This is a genomic window from Streptomyces sp. NPDC056486, from assembly GCF_042795295.1.
Classification (GTDB): Bacteria; Actinomycetota; Actinomycetes; order Streptomycetales; family Streptomycetaceae; genus Streptomyces.
This window is the reverse complement of the sequence record NZ_JBHTSF010000005.1, coordinates 33,937-52,566: the sequence shown is the minus strand read 5'-3', so window position 1 is coordinate 52,566 and position 18,630 is coordinate 33,937. Positions and strand designations below refer to the sequence as shown.

Annotated in this window: 15 protein-coding genes; 13 read left to right on the top strand and 2 right to left on the bottom strand. The window is 69.0% G+C overall.

Annotation, left to right across the window (positions count from 1 at the left end; genetic code table 11):
• The first annotated feature begins 2 nt into the window (after positions 1-2).
• From ACFQ7F_RS04300 to ACFQ7F_RS04270, 7 genes are all read left to right on the top strand, one after another.
• Positions 3-1,319: an ABC transporter substrate-binding protein gene (locus ACFQ7F_RS04300; RefSeq protein ID WP_383265837.1), complete on the top strand. Its 1,317-nt coding sequence runs from the start codon at positions 3-5 to the stop codon at positions 1,317-1,319.
• On the top strand, positions 1,319-2,281 hold the full coding sequence (locus tag ACFQ7F_RS04295) for a carbohydrate ABC transporter permease (protein ID WP_383265834.1): 963 nt from the start codon (positions 1,319-1,321) through the stop codon (positions 2,279-2,281). The genes ACFQ7F_RS04300 and ACFQ7F_RS04295 overlap by 1 nt, the downstream gene beginning before the upstream one ends.
• The gene (locus ACFQ7F_RS04290) at positions 2,278-3,141 is read left to right on the top strand and encodes a carbohydrate ABC transporter permease (protein WP_383265832.1); all 864 of its coding nucleotides are present in this window, start codon (positions 2,278-2,280) and stop codon (positions 3,139-3,141) included. The genes ACFQ7F_RS04295 and ACFQ7F_RS04290 overlap by 4 nt, the downstream gene beginning before the upstream one ends.
• Before the next feature lie 53 nt (positions 3,142-3,194).
• Positions 3,195-4,409, top strand: coding sequence for a D-mannonate dehydratase ManD (gene manD / locus ACFQ7F_RS04285; RefSeq protein ID WP_383265830.1), 1,215 nt, complete (start codon positions 3,195-3,197; stop codon positions 4,407-4,409).
• 219 nt (positions 4,410-4,628) lie between these two features.
• Complete coding sequence (locus ACFQ7F_RS04280; RefSeq protein ID WP_383265827.1) at positions 4,629-7,061, top strand: RICIN domain-containing protein; 2,433 nt, start codon at positions 4,629-4,631, stop codon at positions 7,059-7,061.
• 43 nt (positions 7,062-7,104) lie between these two features.
• Entirely contained in the window at positions 7,105-7,941 is an 837-nt protein-coding gene (locus tag ACFQ7F_RS04275; RefSeq protein ID WP_383265824.1) for an SDR family oxidoreductase, read from the top strand.
• Positions 7,942-8,087: 146 nt separating this feature from the next.
• Complete coding sequence (locus ACFQ7F_RS04270; protein ID WP_383265821.1) at positions 8,088-8,246, top strand: hypothetical protein; 159 nt, start codon at positions 8,088-8,090, stop codon at positions 8,244-8,246.
• 78 nt (positions 8,247-8,324) lie between these two features.
• Here the strand turns inward: ACFQ7F_RS04270 and ACFQ7F_RS04265 are convergent, their stop codons facing one another.
• Entirely contained in the window at positions 8,325-8,558 is a 234-nt protein-coding gene (locus ACFQ7F_RS04265) for a hypothetical protein (RefSeq protein ID WP_383265819.1), read from the bottom strand.
• Positions 8,559-8,810: 252 nt separating this feature from the next.
• Here ACFQ7F_RS04265 and ACFQ7F_RS04260 point away from each other — a divergent pair, with 252 nt between their 5' ends.
• The 4 genes from ACFQ7F_RS04260 (at position 8,811) to ACFQ7F_RS04245 (ending at position 11,496) form a co-directional block, all read left to right on the top strand.
• Positions 8,811-9,830: a sporulation protein gene (locus tag ACFQ7F_RS04260; protein ID WP_383265817.1), complete on the top strand. Its 1,020-nt coding sequence runs from the start codon at positions 8,811-8,813 to the stop codon at positions 9,828-9,830.
• A 179-nt stretch (positions 9,831-10,009) separates the two neighbouring features.
• Positions 10,010-10,276: a GlsB/YeaQ/YmgE family stress response membrane protein gene (locus ACFQ7F_RS04255; RefSeq protein ID WP_383265814.1), complete on the top strand. Its 267-nt coding sequence runs from the start codon at positions 10,010-10,012 to the stop codon at positions 10,274-10,276.
• A gap of 143 nt (positions 10,277-10,419) precedes the next feature.
• The gene (locus ACFQ7F_RS04250) at positions 10,420-10,995 is read left to right on the top strand and encodes a TerD family protein (protein WP_383265811.1); all 576 of its coding nucleotides are present in this window, start codon (positions 10,420-10,422) and stop codon (positions 10,993-10,995) included.
• 156 nt (positions 10,996-11,151) lie between these two features.
• Positions 11,152-11,496 carry a twin-arginine translocase TatA/TatE family subunit gene (locus ACFQ7F_RS04245; protein WP_383265808.1) on the top strand — a complete coding sequence of 115 codons (345 nt, stop codon included), beginning with the start codon at positions 11,152-11,154 and terminating at the stop codon, positions 11,494-11,496.
• A gap of 21 nt (positions 11,497-11,517) precedes the next feature.
• On the opposite strand, the gene ACFQ7F_RS04240 is transcribed toward ACFQ7F_RS04245, so the two are convergent.
• Positions 11,518-12,270: a septum formation family protein gene (locus tag ACFQ7F_RS04240; RefSeq protein ID WP_383265805.1), complete on the bottom strand. Its 753-nt coding sequence runs from the start codon at positions 12,268-12,270 to the stop codon at positions 11,518-11,520.
• A gap of 209 nt (positions 12,271-12,479) precedes the next feature.
• On the opposite strand from ACFQ7F_RS04240, the gene ACFQ7F_RS04235 reads away from it, so the two are divergent.
• Together ACFQ7F_RS04235 and ACFQ7F_RS04230 are read left to right on the top strand one after the other, a co-directional pair.
• Positions 12,480-15,074: a dynamin family protein gene (locus ACFQ7F_RS04235; protein ID WP_383265802.1), complete on the top strand. Its 2,595-nt coding sequence runs from the start codon at positions 12,480-12,482 to the stop codon at positions 15,072-15,074.
• Between the two features lie 15 nt (positions 15,075-15,089).
• Positions 15,090-18,629, top strand: coding sequence for an Hsp70 family protein (locus tag ACFQ7F_RS04230; protein WP_383265799.1), 3,540 nt, complete (start codon positions 15,090-15,092; stop codon positions 18,627-18,629).
• Position 18,630: the final 1 nt, after the last annotated feature.

Here is an 18,630-nt window from a genome sequence, read left to right as displayed (position 1 = left end):
CGATGTCCACGAGCAGCCAGCTGTTGAGCCGGCGCTCCTTCGGCAGGCTGGCCGCAGGGGCGGCGGGAGCCGTCGGCGCGGGCGCCTTGAGCGCCTGCTCGCCGCAGGGCGGCAAACCCTCGGACGGCAGCCCGTTGCGGATCATGGCGATCAATCATGTGTGGTCGCAGGCGATCAAGCGGCGGACGAAGGAGTTCGAGGAGCGGATCGGACGCCGGGTCTCGATAACCCTGCTCACCGCCGACCAACTGTCGAGCAGCTACAACGTCAAGCTCAACGCGTCGGGCACCGACGTGGACGTCATGATGGTGCGCGCGCTCCAGGAACAACTGGTCTTCGCGCACAACGACTGGCTCGCCGACCTCACCGACCGGGTCGAGGGTGACAAGGAGTTCGCCTGGGCGGACTTCCAGAAGGCACCGCGCGAGGCGTCCGTGGCGCAGGGCAAGGTGCTGAGCGTCCCGGTGGTGACCGAACGCCCCACGCTGTACTACCGCAAGGACCTCGTCGAAGGACCGCCGCGCACCCTCGACGCCCTGATGTCGTCCGCGCTGGAACTCACGGAGAAGAAGAAGGGGTTCTACGGATACGTCGGCCGCGGGCAGCGCAGCGGCGCCGTGTCCCAGTGGTCCAGCTTCCTGTACTCGCACGGCGGCGACTTCCTCATCGACGGCAAGTCCGGCATCGGGAGCCGCCAGGCACTGGCCGCCTACGAGTACTACGGCGGGCTCCTCGGCAGAGCGGGACCGCCGGGAGCGACCAACATGAGCCTCGAACAGGCCATGCCGATCTTCGCGCAGGGCAAAGCCGCGTTCTACATAGACGCCGACGCGATCTACAGCAGCTTCCTCGACCCGAAGGTCGCGACGCGGGGCGTACGCGAGACCGTCGGCTTCGCGCCCTTCCCCGCGGGCCCGGCGGGCGCCAAGCCGCACAACATCCCGTCCTGGAGCCTGGGCATCAACAAGTTCTCCCTCCTGCGCGACGACGCCTGGGAGTTCATCAGGTGGGCCGCGGGCCCTGAGATGTCCGCCGCTCTCCAGTCCGACGGCATCCCGGGCGCCCGCAGCTCCGTATGGGCCGACCCCCGGACTCTGAAGGCCTTCCCGAAGGATCTCGCCGAGTCGATGCGGCTCAACGCCGAACGCGGTCTCGGCTACGACCGGCCGCGGGTCCTCCAGGTCGGCCGGGCCAGGGACATCGTCGGCCGTCCGCTGGTCGCGTCGATCCTCGGCGAGTCCGTAGGGCCCGTCATGCGTGACGCGGACGCGGAGTTCGCCGATTTCCTCGTACGCGACAACCGCCACAAGGAGTCCTGATGGCCGCCACCGAGGTCTCCCCGGCCCGCGCCGCCACCCCGCCCCCGGGGAAGGGCGCGCGCGGCACCCGGCCGCCGCGCACCTTCGAGCAGGCCAACCGGCGGCTGAAGTGGGCGATGCTCGCCCCGGCGCTGCTCTTCGTCGGCCTGATGATCGTCTTCCCCCTTGCCTTCACGCTCGACCTGAGCCTGACCGACGCGTTCGGCGCGGTGAACGCCGACAAGCGCCACATCGGCCTGCAGAACTTCACCGACGCCCTGGGCGATGCCCGCCGTTTCTGGCCCGCCGCGCGCCGCACCCTGGTCTTCACCATCGGCGCCGTGGTCCTGGAGACGGTTCTCGGACTCGCGCTCGCGATGCTCATGCGCAAGCCGTTCCGCGGCATGCGCCTGGTGCGCACCGTTCTGATCATCCCGCTGCTCGCCACCCCCGTCGCGATCGGCGTCCTGTGGCTGCTGATCCTCGACCCCACCAACGGCATCGCCAACCATCTGCTCGCCGGCATCGGACTGCCCCGCCAGGAGTTCCTCGGCTCGGTGAGCCAGTCACTGCCGATGCTGATGCTCATCGACGTATGGCAGTGGACGCCGATGATGACGCTGCTCCTGCTCGCGGGCCTGACCACCCTTCCTGAGGAGCCCGAGGAAGCCGCCCTCGTCGACGGCGCGAGTGCCTGGCAGCGCTTCCGCTACGTCATCCTGCCGATGCTCGGCCCCACGCTCGCCACGGCCCTGGTCCTGCGCGCCGTCGACGCGCTCAAGACCTTCGACATCCTCTACGCCACCAAGGGCGCGGGCGGCGGCTCCGACTTCGAGGCGGAGACGCTCAACGTCTACGCCTACGGGCTGACCTTCGACTACCAGGAGTACGGCCTGGCCGCCGCCGTCCTGGTCCTGTTCACGCTGTTCATCATCGGTGTCGTGGTCCTGCTGCGCCGCCGCGGCGGAAGGAAGAACGCATGAGTTCCACCGTCACCACTGCGACCAGCCCGCCCACCCCGCCCGCTGCCCGCGGGCGCCGGAAGTGGACATGGCTGCGCGGCACGGCCATCGCCTTCGTCACCCTGATCTTCGCGCTGCCCCTGGTGTGGATGTTCGCCGCCGCGTTCAAGACCAACGTGCAGGTGACCGACCCGAGCGTCGGTCTGTGGTTCAAGCCCACCCTCGACAACTTCCGCAGCATCGTGGAAGCCGGGCAGATCGTGCGCTCCATGGGCAACTCCCTGCTTGTGGGGGTGGTGTCCACGGTGCTCTCCGCCGTCATCGCCGTGCCCGCCGCGTGGGCCGTGGGCCGGTTCGGGATGCACCGCACCGGCTCACTCATCCTCGTCGCCCGTATCGTTCCGGCGATCTCGCTTCTCGTGCCCTGGTACTACCTGTTCGCGCAGATGGGGCTCGTCGGCTCCTACACCGTCCTCGTGCTCAGCCACATGTTCGTCTCCGTGCCGCTGATCATGTGGATCATGATCAGCTTCTTCGCCGGGTTGCCGGTCGAACTCGAAGAAGCCGCACGCACCGACGGCCTGAGCGCGTTCGGCGCCTTCTGGCGCATCTCGCTGCCCCTTGCCGCACCCGGCACCGCGACCGCCTCGCTCCTCGCGTTCGTCTTCAGCTGGAACAACTTCATGTTCGCGCTCGTCTTCGCCGACGACCGCACCCAGACCGTGCCGGTGACCCTCTTCAATTTCATCTCGTACGCCAGCACCGACTGGGGCGGTCTCATGGCCGCCGCCACTCTCATCACCGTCCCCGTCGTCATCGCCGCCGTCGTCGGACAGAAGTACCTGGTGGCGGGCCTGACTTCGGGCGCCACCAAGGGCTGAGCAGAAAGCCCCGCCAATCCACATATCCGCAACGCACCGGAAAGAGCACCTGTATGAAGATCGTCGACGCGAAGGTCGTCGTCACAAGCCCGGGCCGCAACTTCGTCACCCTGAAGCTGACGACCGACGACGGCCTCACCGGACTCGGCGACGCCACCCTCAACGGCCGGGAACTCGCCGTGGTCAGCTATCTGACCGACCACGTCGTGCCCCTGCTCATCGGCCGTGACCCGCACCGGATCGAGGACACCTGGCAGTACCTGTACCGCGGGGCCTACTGGCGGCGCGGCCCCGTCACCATGGCCGCCATCGCCGCCGTCGACGTCGCCCTGTGGGACATCAAGGCGAAGGCCGCGGGCCTGCCGCTCTACCAACTCCTCGGCGGCGCCAGCCGGGAGCGCATCCGCACGTACGGGCACGCGAACGGCCGCGACATCCCCGAACTCCTCGACTCCGTACGGGCCAGGCTGGCCGAGGGCTACCCCGCGGTGCGGATCCAGTCGGGCATCCCCGGTCTGAAGGCCGTGTACGGCGTGCACAGCACCGACGACGGCGGCGAACCCGTCCTGCACCAGCAGGCAAGCCCCCTCGTCGAGGACTGGGACACCGACGCCTACCTGCGCCACACGCCCACCGTCTTCGAGGCGGTCCGCGCGGAGTTCGGCGCCGAGCTCCCGCTGCTCCACGACGCGCACCACCGGCTCAGCCCGATCCAGGCCGCCAGGCTCGGCAAGGACCTGGAACCGTACCGGCCGTTCTGGCTGGAGGACTGCACCCCGGCCGAGAACCAGGAGGCCCTTCGACTGGTGCGCCGGCGCACCTCGACGCCGCTGGCCATCGGCGAGGTCTTCAACACCGTGCACGACTATCAGGATCTGATCACCGAGCAGTTGATCGACTACGTACGTTCAGCGGTCACTCACTTCGGGGGTGTCACGCCGCTGCGCAAGCTGTTCGACTTCGCCGCGCAGTACCAGATCAAGAGCGCGGTGCACGGCCCCGAGGACATCTCCCCGGTGGGGATGGCCGCGGCCCTGCACCTGGACCTCGCCGTGCACAACTTCGGGATCCAGGAGTACTCGGGCCACACCCGTCTCACGAATGAGGTCTTCCGGCACGCCTACACGTTCACGGACGGCCACCTGCACCCGGGCGAGGAGCCCGGCATCGGAGTGGAACTGGACGAGGAGCTTGCGGCCGCCCACCCCTACGAAGCGGCCTACCTGCCGGTGAACCGGCTGCAGGACGGAACCGTTCACGACTGGTGAGAACCCGGGGGGAGCAGGAGAGGGGGAGGGAGGGACGGCCTGTCCCATCCCTCCCTCTGGACAATCCCGTCACTCGGTGCTGAGATGCCAACTGCCCTGTCGCCCGCGTGCCACGCAGGACGCGACAGGGATTTCGTACGCCGCAGTTTTCCAACGTTGTAAAGCGCCCTGCACGGCAGCCACCAGCGAACACGGACGACGACGGGACGGTACCTCCTCATGACGCAGCTCGGCCGACGTCACTTCCTCCAGCGCTCCGGCGCGATCACCCTCGGGGCGGCCGGCGGGATGGCCGCCGTCACCGGCCCTGCCGCGCGGGCGGCGACCCCGGCGCGCGGCGGTCTGTACGGCCCGAACGCCGCACCCCTGGCCCCCAACGCGTTCCAGAAGCTTCCGGTGGGCAGCGTCACCGCGCGCGGCTGGCTGCGCGGACAGCTCGACCTCCTGCTCGGCGGCCTGTTCGGGCGGTACGCGGAGATCTCGCACTTCCTCACGTTCGACGACTCCGGCTGGGTGCACCCGGACAAGGCAGGGTGGGAGGAAGTGACGTACTGGCTGCGCGGATACGTCGACCTCGCCGCCCTCACCTCGGACCGCACCGCCCTGGCACAGAGCCGCCGGTGGATCGACGCGATCATCGCCACCCAGGAAGCGGACGGGTTCTTCGGCCCGAGAAGGCTGCGCACCCAGCTGAACGGCGGCCCCGACTTCTGGCCCTACCTGCCGCTCCTTCAGGCGCTGCGCTCGCACGAGGAATTCACCGGCGACAAGCGGATCATGCCGTTCATTCTGCGTTTCATGCGCTTCATGAACGCACAGGGGCCCGGCGCCTTCGACTCCAGCTGGGTCTCCAAGCGGTGGGGCGACGGTCTTGACGTCGCCTTCTGGGCCTACAACCGCACCCGGGAGAGCTTCCTGCTCGACCTCGCCGACAAGATGCACACCCACGGCGTGGACTGGGCCGGCGGCGTCGCCGACTGGCACAACGTCAATGTGGCGCAGGGATTCCGTGAGCCCGCCCAGTACGCCCTGCGCTCCGGCAAGGCGGCCCACACCCGGGCGACGTACCGCAACTACGCGACCGCGATCGGGACGTACGGACAGTTCCCCGGCGGCGGATTCGCGGGCGACGAGAACGCGCGCCCCGGCTTCGGCGACCCCCGCCAGGGCTTCGAGACCTGCGGCACCGTCGAGTTCATGGCCAGCCATGAGCTCCTCACCCGCATCACCGGCGACCCGGTCTGGGCCGATCTGTGCGAAGAGCTGGCCTTCAACATGCTGCCCGCGGCGACCGACCCCGCCGGAACGGGCATCCACTACGTCACCAGCGCCAACAGCGTCGACCTCGACAACACCCGCAAGACGCAAGGGCAGTTCCAGAACGGGTTCGCGATGCAGTCCTTCCAGCCTGGCGTCGACCAGTACCGCTGCTGCCCGCACAACTACGGCATGGGCTGGCCGTACTTCACCGAAGAGCTGTGGCTCGCGACCCCGGACCGCGGCCTGGCGGCGGCGATGTACGCGCCGAGCCGGGTCACGGCGAAAGTCGGGGACGGTGCCACATCCGTCACGATCACCGAGGACACCGACTACCCCTTCAAGGAGACCGTCACCCTCACCCTGACCATGGACAAGCCGGTGCGCTTCCCGCTCCGGCTGCGTATACCCGGCTGGTGCGACAGGCCGCAACTCTCCGTGAGTGGGAGCAGGTTGAAGGCTCCGGACGGACCGGCCTTCGCCGAGGTCGAGCGGACTTGGCGCAACGGTGACCGCGTCACGTTGAGGCTGCCGCAGAGCACGACGGTACGCACCTGGAAGAGCGGAGCGATCAGCGTCGACCGCGGCCCCCTGACGTACTCCCTGCGCATCGGCGAGTCCTACGAGCGGTACGCGGGCACGGACGCCTTCCCCCACCAAGCGGTGCACGCGACCACCCCGTGGAACTACGCGCTCGCCCCCGACCCCGGCAACGACCTCTCCTTCACCGCCGACCCCGGACCACTGACCGGCGACCCGTTCACGCACGAGGGCGTACCGGTACGCATCCGTGCCCGCGCACGGCGCCTGGAGGATTGGATCGCTGACGACGAGCACGTGGTGGCACCCCTGCAGCGGGGCCCGGCCCGTGCCACCGGCGCGAAGGAGGAGGTGACGCTCATTCCGATGGGCGCGGCACGCCTGCGCGTCACCGCGTTCCCCACGGCGACCCCCGACGGCGAACCCTGGACGCCCGAGCCGCCCTACCGCCGGATCGAGAACCGGCACAGCGGCAAGGTCCTCGCGGTCGACGGCATGTCCTTGGACGACGGCGGGCGCGTGGTCCAGTTCGACAACTCCGGCACCGGCGACCACGCGTGGCAGCTCATCGACCGGGGCGATGGCCGGTACACCCTGCGCAACGGGTACAGCGGCAAGGTGCTCGGCATCGAAGGGGCGTCAACGGCCGACTCGGCCAGGTCCGTTCAGTTCACCGACAGCGGAGCCGAGCATCTGCGCTGGGAGAAGGTCGACAAGGGGGACGGCTGGTTCCTGCTCCACAACCGGCACAGCGGCAAGGTGCTCGGGGTGGACGGCATGTCGACGGCCAACAGCGCGCAGGTCGTGCAGTTCGAGGACAACGGCACGGCGGATCATCTGTGGCGGCTTGCCTGAGCTTCCGCCACCTCGGGCGCGGGATCCCCTACCGTGTCGCGTCATGACAGTCCTGATCGTCGGTGGCAGCGGGTTCCTGGGCTCCGAGCTGGTCCGCCGGGCGGCAGCGGCCGGGCACAGGACAGCCGCGACCTTCGCCACCAGACCCGGCAGCGCTCCGGAGGCCACGTGGCACGCTCTCGATCTGCGGGACCCTGAGCGCGTCGAAGCAGTCGTGGCCGAGGTGGGCCCGCGCCTCATCGTCAACGCGACGAGCGGCGGATCCGACTGGGCGGTCACGGCCGATGGAGCCGTCCGCCTGGCGATGGTCGCGGCACGGTACGGCAGCCGCCTGGTCCACGTGTCCAGCGACGCGGTGTTCTCCGGCACCCGCGTCCACTACGACGCATCCTGCCTCCCCGACCCGGTCACCCCCTACGGCGCGGCGAAGGCCGCAGCGGAGACAGGCGTCCGCCTCGTGCACCCGGAGGCTGTCGTCGCTCGCACCTCGCTGATCATCGGCGACCGGCACGACCGGCAGTCTGCCCACGTACGCATGGTGCACGACCTTGCTGCCGGGACCCGGAACGGCGTCCTGTTCAGCGACGACATCCGCTGCCCGGTGCACGTCGCCGATCTGGCCGCCGCCCTGCTGGAACTCGCGTCCTGCGACACGGACGGCGTGCACCATGTGGCAGGGGCTGACGCCATCAGCCGTCACGAGCTGGGCACTCTCATCGCCGAGCGGGACGGGCTCGACGCCTCCCGGCTGCCCTCGGGCCTGCGGGCCGGCAGCGGACTTCCCGGGGCGAACGACGTACGCCTCGACAGCCGTGCCACCCAGCTCGGGCTGCACACCACATTGCGCGGCGCCCGTCGCTTCCTCGCCGTGCCGGACTGAGCACCTGCGCGAAGCGGCGCGCGTGACCACGCTCGGCCGCATGAAACACCTGCAGACGAGTGGGCTTGGCCCGGACCTGTGTGCGGCCGGAGCGGGTGGGATAGGCCTTCTTTCGATCTTCGCAACCACGAGCAAAGGATTGCCCCATGCGCTTGCGCACAGCTGTCACCGCCACGGTTCTGGCCGCCATCGCCGTCCTCGGCGGCTCGGGAGTCGCCGCCGCGGACGGCCCCGTCGACGATGCACTGAACGTCGTCCACGAAGAGGCCACCGCGGTGCACTTCGGCGACCTGGTCCTTGACTGACCAGCACAACAGGTACTGAGTACCCTGGGGCTGCGCTACCGGCAGGTGGGTGGCGCAGCACCAGGGGCGCCACGTCGGCTACTCAGGTTGTACGTGGGTGAAGTGCCGTCGTACGTCGTCTTTGGCGTCCGCGTCGAGAGCGAGTCGCCACTCCAGGCGGCCGCAGTCCGCGCACACCAGCGCCGACACCGGGACGGTCCGTCCGCGGATCGCCCCGAACTTCAGGCGTACGTTCGGGTTGGCCTGGCCGTAATGGGCCTGCCCCTCGTATACCTCGCTGCCCCCGCAGCCGGGACACACCCCATGTGCCATTTCCGTCCCCTGATCCCTCATGCGCCCCACCCTAGGCCCCATGCCACCTGGCCTGGCTGCCGCGTCGTCCGCCATGTCACCGGATGCCGCCCGGAGCACGCTCGACAGCCCTATGCTTCTACTCGCTTGTAGAAATGCGAGGGCGCTCACGGCTGCTCTCCCGCGCTTCCGCGTCCCCTGCCGCGTGCCTCTCGCATTGCTCAGCACTTCCTCAGTACGAGAATCACACGCACATAAGGGGTGAACGCCACGATGGTGTTCAAACGGCTGCTCGGCTCGCTCGGCGTGGGCGGGCCCACGGTCGATACGGTCCTCGATCCGGGTGCTGTCCTGCCCGGCGGCGACCTCAACGGGCAGGTTCAACTCAAGGGTGGCAGCGGCGACTTCGACATCGAGCACATCACCCTTGAGCTGGTGGCCCGGGCCGAGGCCGAGCACGAGGACGGGGAGAGCGAAGGCGCCGTCGTCTTCGACCGGTTCACGGTGGGCGGCGGGTTCCGGCTCGCTGAAGGCGAGGAACGCAGCGTCCCGTTCAGTGTGACGCTGCCGTGGGAGACGCCGATCACGGAGCTGTACGGCCAGGGGCTCGGCATCGTCCTCGGGGTGCGCACGGAGCTGTCGGTGGCGGGCGCGAAGGACAAGGGTGACCTGGACGCGCTCGCGGTGGGTCCGCTGCCCGCACAGGAGGCAATCCTGGAGGCGCTGGGGCAGCTCGGCTTCGGCTTCAGGTCCGCCGACCTCGAGTACGGCCACATCGGCGGCACCGGACAGCAACTCCCCTTCTATCAGGAGATCGAACTCACCCCGTCCCCTCAGTACGCCCACGCGGTCAACGAGATCGAATTGACCTTCCTGTCCTACCCGGGCGGCATGGAAGTGATCCTGGAGGCGGACAAGCGCGGCGGTCTCTTCTCGGGCGGCCACGACTCCGTCACCCGCTTCACCGTCGGCCACGACGGGGTCGGGCATCAGGACTGGAACGCACTCGTCGACGGCTGGATCAAGCAGTTGGTCGAGCATCGGGCGTCCTACGCCTCGCATACCTCGTACGGACACGGCGATCCCCACGACTCGGCTCACGGTCAGGGTGACCACCACCACGGCCACGACGGCCACCATCGCTCGGGTCCCGGCGTGGGCACCGTCGTCGCCGCGGGTGCGGCCGGGCTCGCGGTGGGTGTGGTCGGCGGCATGGTCGCGGCCGAAGTCGTCGACGAGGTGGGCGACTTCTTCGAGGGCGACGAGGAAGAGGAAGAGGGAGACGAGGGGTAGGCAAGTCGACGAACGACCGCCCCGCGCGTTCGCGCGGCGAGGTCCCTGCCGATCCGCTCCTGTGCCGAGAGCAGCGCACTCCACCGTGTTCACATCTTCTACAGACGCGTAGAAGCTACGCTGCTCCGGCACCCCTCCCTGCACAACAGGCGAGGAACGACGAAAAGGAGACAAGACCCATGGGTGTCATCGGGTGGATCATTCTCGGACTGCTGGCCGGCGCGATAGCCAAGGCCGTGCTGCCCGGCCGGGATCCGGGCGGACTCATCGGCACGACGGTCATCGGAATCGCCGGGGCCTTCGTCGGGGGCTGGCTGTCGGCGCGGTTCCTGGACCGGCCGGTGGAGCGGCAGTTCTTCGATCTCACCACGTGGGGATCGGCCATCGCCGGAGCGCTCGTGCTGCTGATCGGCTACCGCCTCCTGTTCGGCAACTCGCGCAAGTGACGCACCGTCGGCGTTCTCGACGTCACGCGTGGCCGATTCGGTACGGCGGTCATCCGAAGTCCGCTCCCGTTGTCTCTACAGTGCTGTAGTTTCTAGGCGGGTTCGTGCCGCGGGCCTGACCGGAGACACCGAGGAGGAGAGCAGTGGGAGTTTCCCTGGCCAAGGGTGGCAACGTCTCGCTCAGCAAGGAGGCCCCGGGCCTCACGGCCGTAGTGGTCGGCCTGGGCTGGGACGTGCGGACCACCACGGGCACCGACTACGACCTCGATGCCTCCGCCCTGTTGGTGGACGAGTCCGGGAAGGTTCCCTCCAGCCGGCACTTCATCTTCTACAACAACCTCAAGAGCCCGGACGGTTCGGTCGAGCACACCGGTGACAACCTCACCGGTGAGGGCGAGGGCGACGACGAGGCCGTCAAGGTGAACCTCGCGGCCGTGCCCGCCGAGGTCTCGAAAATCGTCTTCCCGGTGTCCATCCATGACGCCGAGAACCGGGGCCAGAGCTTCGGCCAGGTCCGCAACGCCTTCATCCGTGTGGTCAACCAGGACGGCGGGGCGGAACTCGCCCGCTACGACCTGTCCGAGGACGCCGCCACCGAGACGGCAATGATTTTCGGCGAGCTCTACCGCAACGGTGCGGAGTGGAAGTTCCGTGCCGTGGGCCAGGGTTACGCGTCCGGCCTGTCCGGCATCGCCTCCGACTTCGGTGTCGACGTCTGACCGTGCCCGCCTTCGGCACCTGATGTCACGGACCAGCCGTCCGGCGACGTCCACCGACCCCCGCCGCCCGCATGGCCACCCCAGCGCATGCGGGCGGCAGGGCTCCTCCTGGCTCGCGCCGCACCCGGCGCGGGCCCAGACGCAGACAGGACCGAAGTGTTCGGACTGAGTGAAATCGCCGTCATCCTCGTCGTCGTCATCCTCGTCCTCGCCGCCAAGAAGCTTCCTGAACTGGCCCGCTCCGCAGGCAAGTCGGCCCGCATCCTCAAGGCCGAGGCCAAAGCGATGAAGAGCGAGGAGGAGAAGGAGAAGGGCGAGGAGGAGAAGGCCGCCGGGCAGGCGGCACCGACGCCTCAGGTCATTCACGGTGAGGTCATCGCACCCAGCGTCGTCGCCGACACGACATCACCCACCGTCCACACGGCGGCGAAGCCGGACTCCGCACGGCCTCACTCGCAGAACCAGCAGAACCAGCAGAACCAGCGAAACCAGCAGAACTGACTGACGCGGGTCGGGTGCGGGTCATTGGAGGTCCCCGTAGACCTCCTCGGTCGCGGATCCGTACAGCGAGCCGCTCACATCGTCTGTCAGGTAGCAGTTCACGGAAGTCCCGTCCTCCCAGGCCGCAGCGGTGATGGTGTCGTAATCCCAGTCGAGATCCTCATCGCCCTCGTAGATGCTCCAGAAACGGTCGAAACGTGTCTCGCACTCCCGGTTGACGTAGGCGTCGGCCACGGTGCCCCCGGGGTAGCCCGGGAAGTCCGCGGCAGGGAAGAACGTCGCGAAGACTTCCAGTTCGTGTGCCGAGTCGCAGTCCACGACGAGAGGCAGTTCGTCACCGATGGAGGCGGCGCACTCCCCGATGCTGAGATCGCTCCAGTCGGTCACCTCCGAGGTCGGGGTCGGGGTGGGGGTGGGGGTGTCGGTCGGATCTATGGTGTCGGTCGGCTCCTTGGTTGGTTCGTCCGAGGTCGAGAACAGGTCCGATGGCGTCAGGTCCATCTTGGCGACAGTCGCTCCGGCGCCCGCGAGGACGACGACGGCGAGGACCGAAAGCACGGTGCGGCGCAGCCACCGGCGCGGACGGCGTCTGTCCGGACGCGGATGCGGATGCGGATGCGGTGATGACGGGAGGTCGAAGTAGGCGTCCGGCCCAGGGGGCGGGGCCGAGATCGGGGTCTCGTCCGGCCGGGGAACCCACAAGTAGGGGATCTGGTACTCGCCAGGGTCCGGCGCGTACGGGTCCCCCTGGTGTCCCTGGCTCGGCGCGGCCATGGGTCGAGAGTGCCAGCGAAGTGCCCAGGTGCATACAACTGCGAGCTAATTCAGGCAATCTGACACAGACGGTTGTCGCGTGGCTGTGGGCGCGACACATTGCCTTCAGCGTCGAGTTCGAGTGCCAGGGATTGATGCGGTTCCCACCGTGACCGGACGATCCTTGCCGGGGGTGGCGCGGGGGGAGGCCCAGAACCATGGGCAGGGACATGAACAGTTATGTTCAGTGGGCGGGCAAGATGCTGGAAGCCCTGGACAGGACTCCGACGGACGGCGCTGCGGAAGACCGTGAACTGCACGCGGGACGCGAGGAGTTCAGGGCCGCTGTGGCCCAGATGCTGGGGGAGGCGCGCGGGCCGCTCTCGGTCGGCGTGGTGGGGGAGTTCAGCGCGGGGAAGTCTCTGCTGATCGAGGCGCTCCTCGGCCTGCCGGGGCTGCTGTCGGTGAGCGACGTGGCGACCACGGGGAACGTCACCGCCATTCACGTGGGTCAGTCCACCGCGGGCGAGCGTGAGTCGAGCCTCAAAGGGCGGGCCGTCGTGTACTGCACCGGCGCCGAGGTCGCTGAGCTCATGGCTCATCTGCACCACAGGCTCGAGGAGTTGGCCACTCTCGAAGGAAAGCCCGATCAGCGGTCGGAGGCGCTCCGAGCGGCCCGGCCCGACCGCACCGGCTGGGAGCCCTTGGTCGAGTGGTGCGACAGGTACGGCTCCGGTCTCGGCGGCAAGATGCGTGCGGTCGCTGCCGAAGTGGGACTGCTGCAGAGGGCGTACGAGGCCGGGGCGCCGATGCTCGGACGGCGCTACGACCTCTCGGAGGCCCAGGCCAAGCGCGCCATGTCACTGCCGGACGTGAAACTGGAGGCCGGCGGCGACAGCCTGGCCCGCTCTGCCACAGAGGAGGGGGAGGGGAACCGGATCGCTGACGATGTCCTCGCCGCCTGCGTACCGCTGATCAGGCGGGTCGAACTGCGGGTGGGGGTGCCGCCCGGCATCTGGGACCTGGCGGGCGCGGGCGCCCTCACCCTGATGGACTTTCCCGGCCTCAACAGCCCCGAGTCCGGCGAGCGCGACAGGTTCCTGAGCCGTCGTGAGCTGCGCGACATCCACACGGTGCTCGTCCTCATGAACGGCCAGCGCGGACCGGTCGCCAATGAGCAGGACTTCTTCGACATGCTCCGCGAACCCACGGGGGACGGCCGGGAGCGCAGGTCGGACAAGGTGCTGCGGGAGAGCCTGCTCGTCGCGGGTGGTCGCTTCGACCAGATGCCTGTGGACCCGCCGACTCTGAAGGCGGCGCTCCTCGACTCGCCCGAACGTCTCAAGGAGCAGCGGCTGAGGGGGCTGCCGGACACGGCTGTTCTGAACAAGATCGTCGAGGCCGCACACCGGCTCCTTCCGGCCGGCCAGCGCAAGCAGCTCATCCTTGTGTCCGCGATGGTGGGGCTCGACCGGCTTTCCAAGTCGTCGGGTGCACGGCCCGATGAGGCACTGCGGGCGCGGCTGCGATCGGGAGCGGAGGCGCGATCGCAGGTCACCGAGTTGTGGGCGAAGGTGGCTGCACGCCTGGCGGCAGACGATCCGGGATCGCCACTGAGCTCGGCTCTGAGCGAGTTCGCCGACGACGGCGGGCTGGGTCTGCTGCGCAGGCAACTCACCCGGCACGCCGAGAAGTACGGCGGGTACATCCGGTACGAGGCCGTGAAACGACGGGCCGGGGTCGTGGACCGGATGCGCGTGGAGCTGGTCTCCAGGGAACAGGCGGCGCATCCCGAGGAGAAGTATCCGCCCGAATACCGCGAGATCCAGCGAACCCTGGACGAGACCCGGAGGTCGCTCGGAGATCTGCGGGACAGTCTGGTCGTCGGCATGGGGCCCGGCAATGTCTGGGCCGACGACGAGTTCCGTCAGTACATCGACGGTGAAGCCGCGACGATGGTCTCGAGCTGGCCGCTCTGGAAGGAGCTGTTCTCGGCCGTCGACCGCGAGAAGCAGTTGATCTCGGTGAGGCGTGGTGACAGGACCGCGGCGGACGAGGCGCTGCGGCGCAGGGTGCGGGAACGCGCGAGGGCGCGAAACTTCGTGATCGCCGAATCCGGCCGGGCGGATGCCCGGAGCCCGGCGGCGGCAGCGGCCGAGCCCGAGGCGCTGCTGCCGTTGTTCCGGCAGTGCTATGAACAACTCCTCGCGCTGGTACGCGACTGGGTGCGCGCCGCGCACGAGGATCGCCTCGAACGGCACAGGGGCTCCCTGTACGAGCTGTTCCAGATGTGGGACAGGGCCATCGAGCGGGAGAAGGAACGGGGCGCCGTCCTGCAGGAGCACGCCGACCTTCTGATGGTGCTGCAGGACATGACCGACATCGAGGTGTGGCGCGACGCGCTCCGCGAGACGGCGTCACCCGACCCGGACCTGGCCGAGGCGGACGCCGCCTACCCCCTTCGCCTCGACCGGGGCTTCCCCTGGCACCCGGAGTCACCCGACGGCCGGGACCCATGGGAACGGCACATCGTGCACGCGGTGCGCATCCGGCGTGAGCTTGTCACCGCGCTCCTGAGCCTGGTCTACAAGCAACTGGCGGCGGAACACATCGCGTTGGCCTCCGAAGCCAAGGGTCTGATCGACGCGTACGACGAGGCCGTCGGCGCCCCCGACACCCTCGACCTTCTCGTGTCCGGCCTCAGGGGTGACGGCGACTCAGCTACAGCCGCGGTTCTGGATCTGGCCGGTCGCCTTGACGCCATGCCTGACCCGGGCTCCGGGTACCACGCCCCGCACGCCCACAACCCGGGCCCACAGGCCTGACTCAGGGAGACCGACATGGGACTGCACGCCCAATTCGTCGCGTCGGGACCTTACTGTGTGGCCGATCCCGACGGGAACGGCTTCACCCTGACCGGGGCGAAGAACGCGCTGGAACCGCCCGCACTGCGCCTTGTGCCGTCGCCGGGCAGCGCCGCGCTCATTCGTACGCTCGAGGTGGTCGCGCCTCCCGACCTGTCCGGGACGCATCTCACCGCCGTGCGGGAGCTGTGGAGCGAGGCCATTGGGCAGGTCGTCGACGAGCCCGCCGTCTTCCGCGGCGCCGGCTCCGTGACGCTGCCCGCTCCGCCGAGCCGGATCGACCTGCCCCTCACGTTGCGCATCACCTACCACGAAATGAACATGCTCACCGGACGTCCCGTGGGCACCATCCATCGCACGGTCGAGCTCGCCACCATGCTCCATCTGGTTCCGGCCGAGCTGCCCGATGAACCGTCGGCGAAGCAGTGGTACGACCCCGGCCAGTGGTCCGAGCCGGTGGCCGAACCCGCCCCGGAGTCCGTCCCGGAACCCGCCCCGAAGCACACGGCGCGTCCCGCGTCCGAGACCGTCGGCGCCCCGCGGGGCGAGCGCACGGAGCGTGTCCCGAGCGGCGGTGTGCGCCATCTCGGCTTTGCGGCAGTGGACTTCGGCACGACCAACTCCACGGTCACGATCCACGACGTGCAGCAGCTCCCCGTGCGCGCCATGTCCCGGGACCAGGAGCGGAGGCTGCGCGCCGAACTCGTCGCGTTGCTCCGCGACCCTTCGACGCCGGGACCCGAACAGGCCCAGTGGCAGGAATTGCTCGGCGACGCCGTGCGCCAGCTGGTGCAGGGCGACGGTACTTCACAGGCGGAACCCGGCGACGATCCGGTGCGCGCGTTGGCCGAAGCCCTGGAGGGCGGATATGGCGGTGAGGCCTGGCTGCACGCGCTCTACACCGCCCTCGAAGTGCGGCTCGCGGCTCGGGACGAACGGTTGCGGCGTGCTGTCGCTCCCAGGCTCCACGCCTGTTACGACCGGGCCTTCAGCAAGGTTCCGCTGGACGTGCTGCGGCTCTTTCCCGCCGATCTCGACCAGTCGGGCGGCACCGAGCTCGCCAGCCGGATCGAGGTGGTCGACACCTTCCCCGAACTGCGGGTGCGGATGGGGAACGAGCGCGTCGCGGTGGGCACGCAGCACGGGAGCGCGCCGCATGCGTACAGGGGCCTCAAGCAGTACCTCGCCCGCAACCACGCGCTGCCGGAACTGCTGACGCGGCCGGACGGTTCCGCGACCACCGCCGACGACCTCATCCGGGAAGGGCTCCGGTACCTGCTGGACCAGGGCGACGAGTACATCGGCGCCAACCCCAGGGAGCTCCACCAGGGAAAGATCGACCATGTCGTCATGACCTACCCGACCGTCGCCCCGCCCGCGGTGCGCCGCAGGCTGCGTGAACTCGTCGGAACCGGCGCCGAGGGAGTCGGCGGTCTTGGTGTCACGATCGTGGACACCCGGTTCGACGAGGCGGTGGCGGCGGCGCTCTTCTTCATCATGCGGGACTTCGGCGGGGACTTCGCGGCGGGCGTCGAGGCGTTCCGTGCCCGCTGCCGTCCGGTGTCCGGCACGGACCGTTGGGGGCAGAACATCCTGGTGGTCGACGTCGGCGGCGGCACCACCGATCTCGCCGTGATCAACCTGCAGTTGCGAGACGGCACCCCGGAGCCCTTGCCCGGCCAGGACACCAGGTTCACGGGCCGCCTCTACGTCCTGACCCCGACGCTGCTCGGCTCGACCGGCAATCTGCAGCTCGGCGGCGACCTCATGACGTTGCACCTCTTCCGCTGGTACAAGGCGGCCTTCGCGGACCATCTCCTGACCCGGTGGCCCGACCGCTACGAGCTGATCCTCGCCACGACACAGAAGGCAGATGAGTACGTCAAGGACGGGCGGTACGTGGAGGGATCACTCCTGTACAGGAGCTCCGACGACGAGAAGTACCCGCACGACCTCGTGGAGCAGGTCGTCCCCACGCGCTGGGCGGGGGACCGTGTCCTCGGCGGGCCCCGCGAGGAGTCCGAGCAGACGTTCTGGCTGCTCTGGCGGATCGCGGAGGAGGCCAAGATCCGGCTGGGCTCGGGGGACACCGCGTACCTGCCGCTTCCCGAAACACTCGACGCCGTCCTGGGTGGCCTCGGTGCGACCGAGCCGACCGGGGACGGGGGCGCGGAGTGGACGCCGCGGATGGACATGGAGACCTTCGAGAGCCTGATGGAATCCCCTCTGCGGGACATCACGGATCTCGTCGCCTCCCTCGCGAAGAACGCTCTGAAGGAGAACCAGGAGCTCGACCGGATCTTCCTCACCGGCAAGAGCAGCCAGATGCCCCTGGTCCGCCGTTCCCTGGAACGAAGGCTGCGCCAGGAGACAGAGGTGCGCTGGAATCCCGCGGGGATCGAGGTGGAGGAGGAGTACGGCAAACTCGCCACGTCGATCGGGGCGTGCTGGGGCTACCACATCCGCCGCTTCGCCCACGCCGAGCAGACTGCCCACGGCGTACTGGGCCGGGGCCGATACGTCTTGCGCATAGAGGTCGACAACCTCAGCTACTACCTGCCGTGCGACTTCGGCCCCACCTTCCAGCTGGAAGCGGGCGACCCGACCCACGCCCTCCTGACGATGAGCACGGAGCTGAGCCCCATCGGCCCTGACGGGGCCTGGGCGGTGCGCAGCGAGTGGGGGAACCTCACCGAGAGCCTGCGCATCCACCGCAACACCGGCCCCAAATGGGTGTCGTGGGGCTCCTTCGACCCCGATGCCTGGGTGACCCGTGAGGAACCGGGATTCGTACTGAACATGGAAGAGTGGGTGAACCAGGCGAAGTTCCAGTTGGAGGTCGACGCCGACCTCAACCTCTACATCCACCTGGCGCGCGGTGGCCCCCAGTACGAGGTGGGCGGTGCGGCGCCCATCCGGGTGGATCTCGGCGCCGGGAAGGACGCACCGTGGACACCCCTGGAGATCGTCGCCGACAACCGGGTGGCAGGGGACCGGCCGGACGCGGGAACCGTCGTCTTCAGGCTCACCGAGAACCCCTGGAGCCAACCGGCCGATCCGCCGCCGCTCCCGGACGGTGCCACTACCGGCGCCCCGCCGGGTGACCGGTTCGACAAGTGGTTCCGGGGAACAGGAGCGCCCCGACAGGCCGCCGTACGGGGGATGGAGAGCAAGCCGCTCGATCCCCCCGGACACGACGGCTGGATCTTCTATCTGCGCAGGCCCGGCGAACCGGACCGGGAGATGGAACGCATCGACGCCGTCCCGGCCCCGCGCAACGGGCTCGCGCCGACGGAAGGATGGAACGGACCGGAGCCGGCGCACGGAGGGAGCAAGTACGTGGCCACGCTCGACGAGCACGGGAGTCTGCGGGTGCACCGGCTGCCGGTGCCGTACTGGGAGGCGGGTTCCGTGAGGGAGATGTGGACCAACCCGGGGTCGGTGTTCCGCGTGACCATGGACGACGCCACGACCGAGCACATCGCCGAGCGCGATCCGTTCAACGGCAGGCATTGAG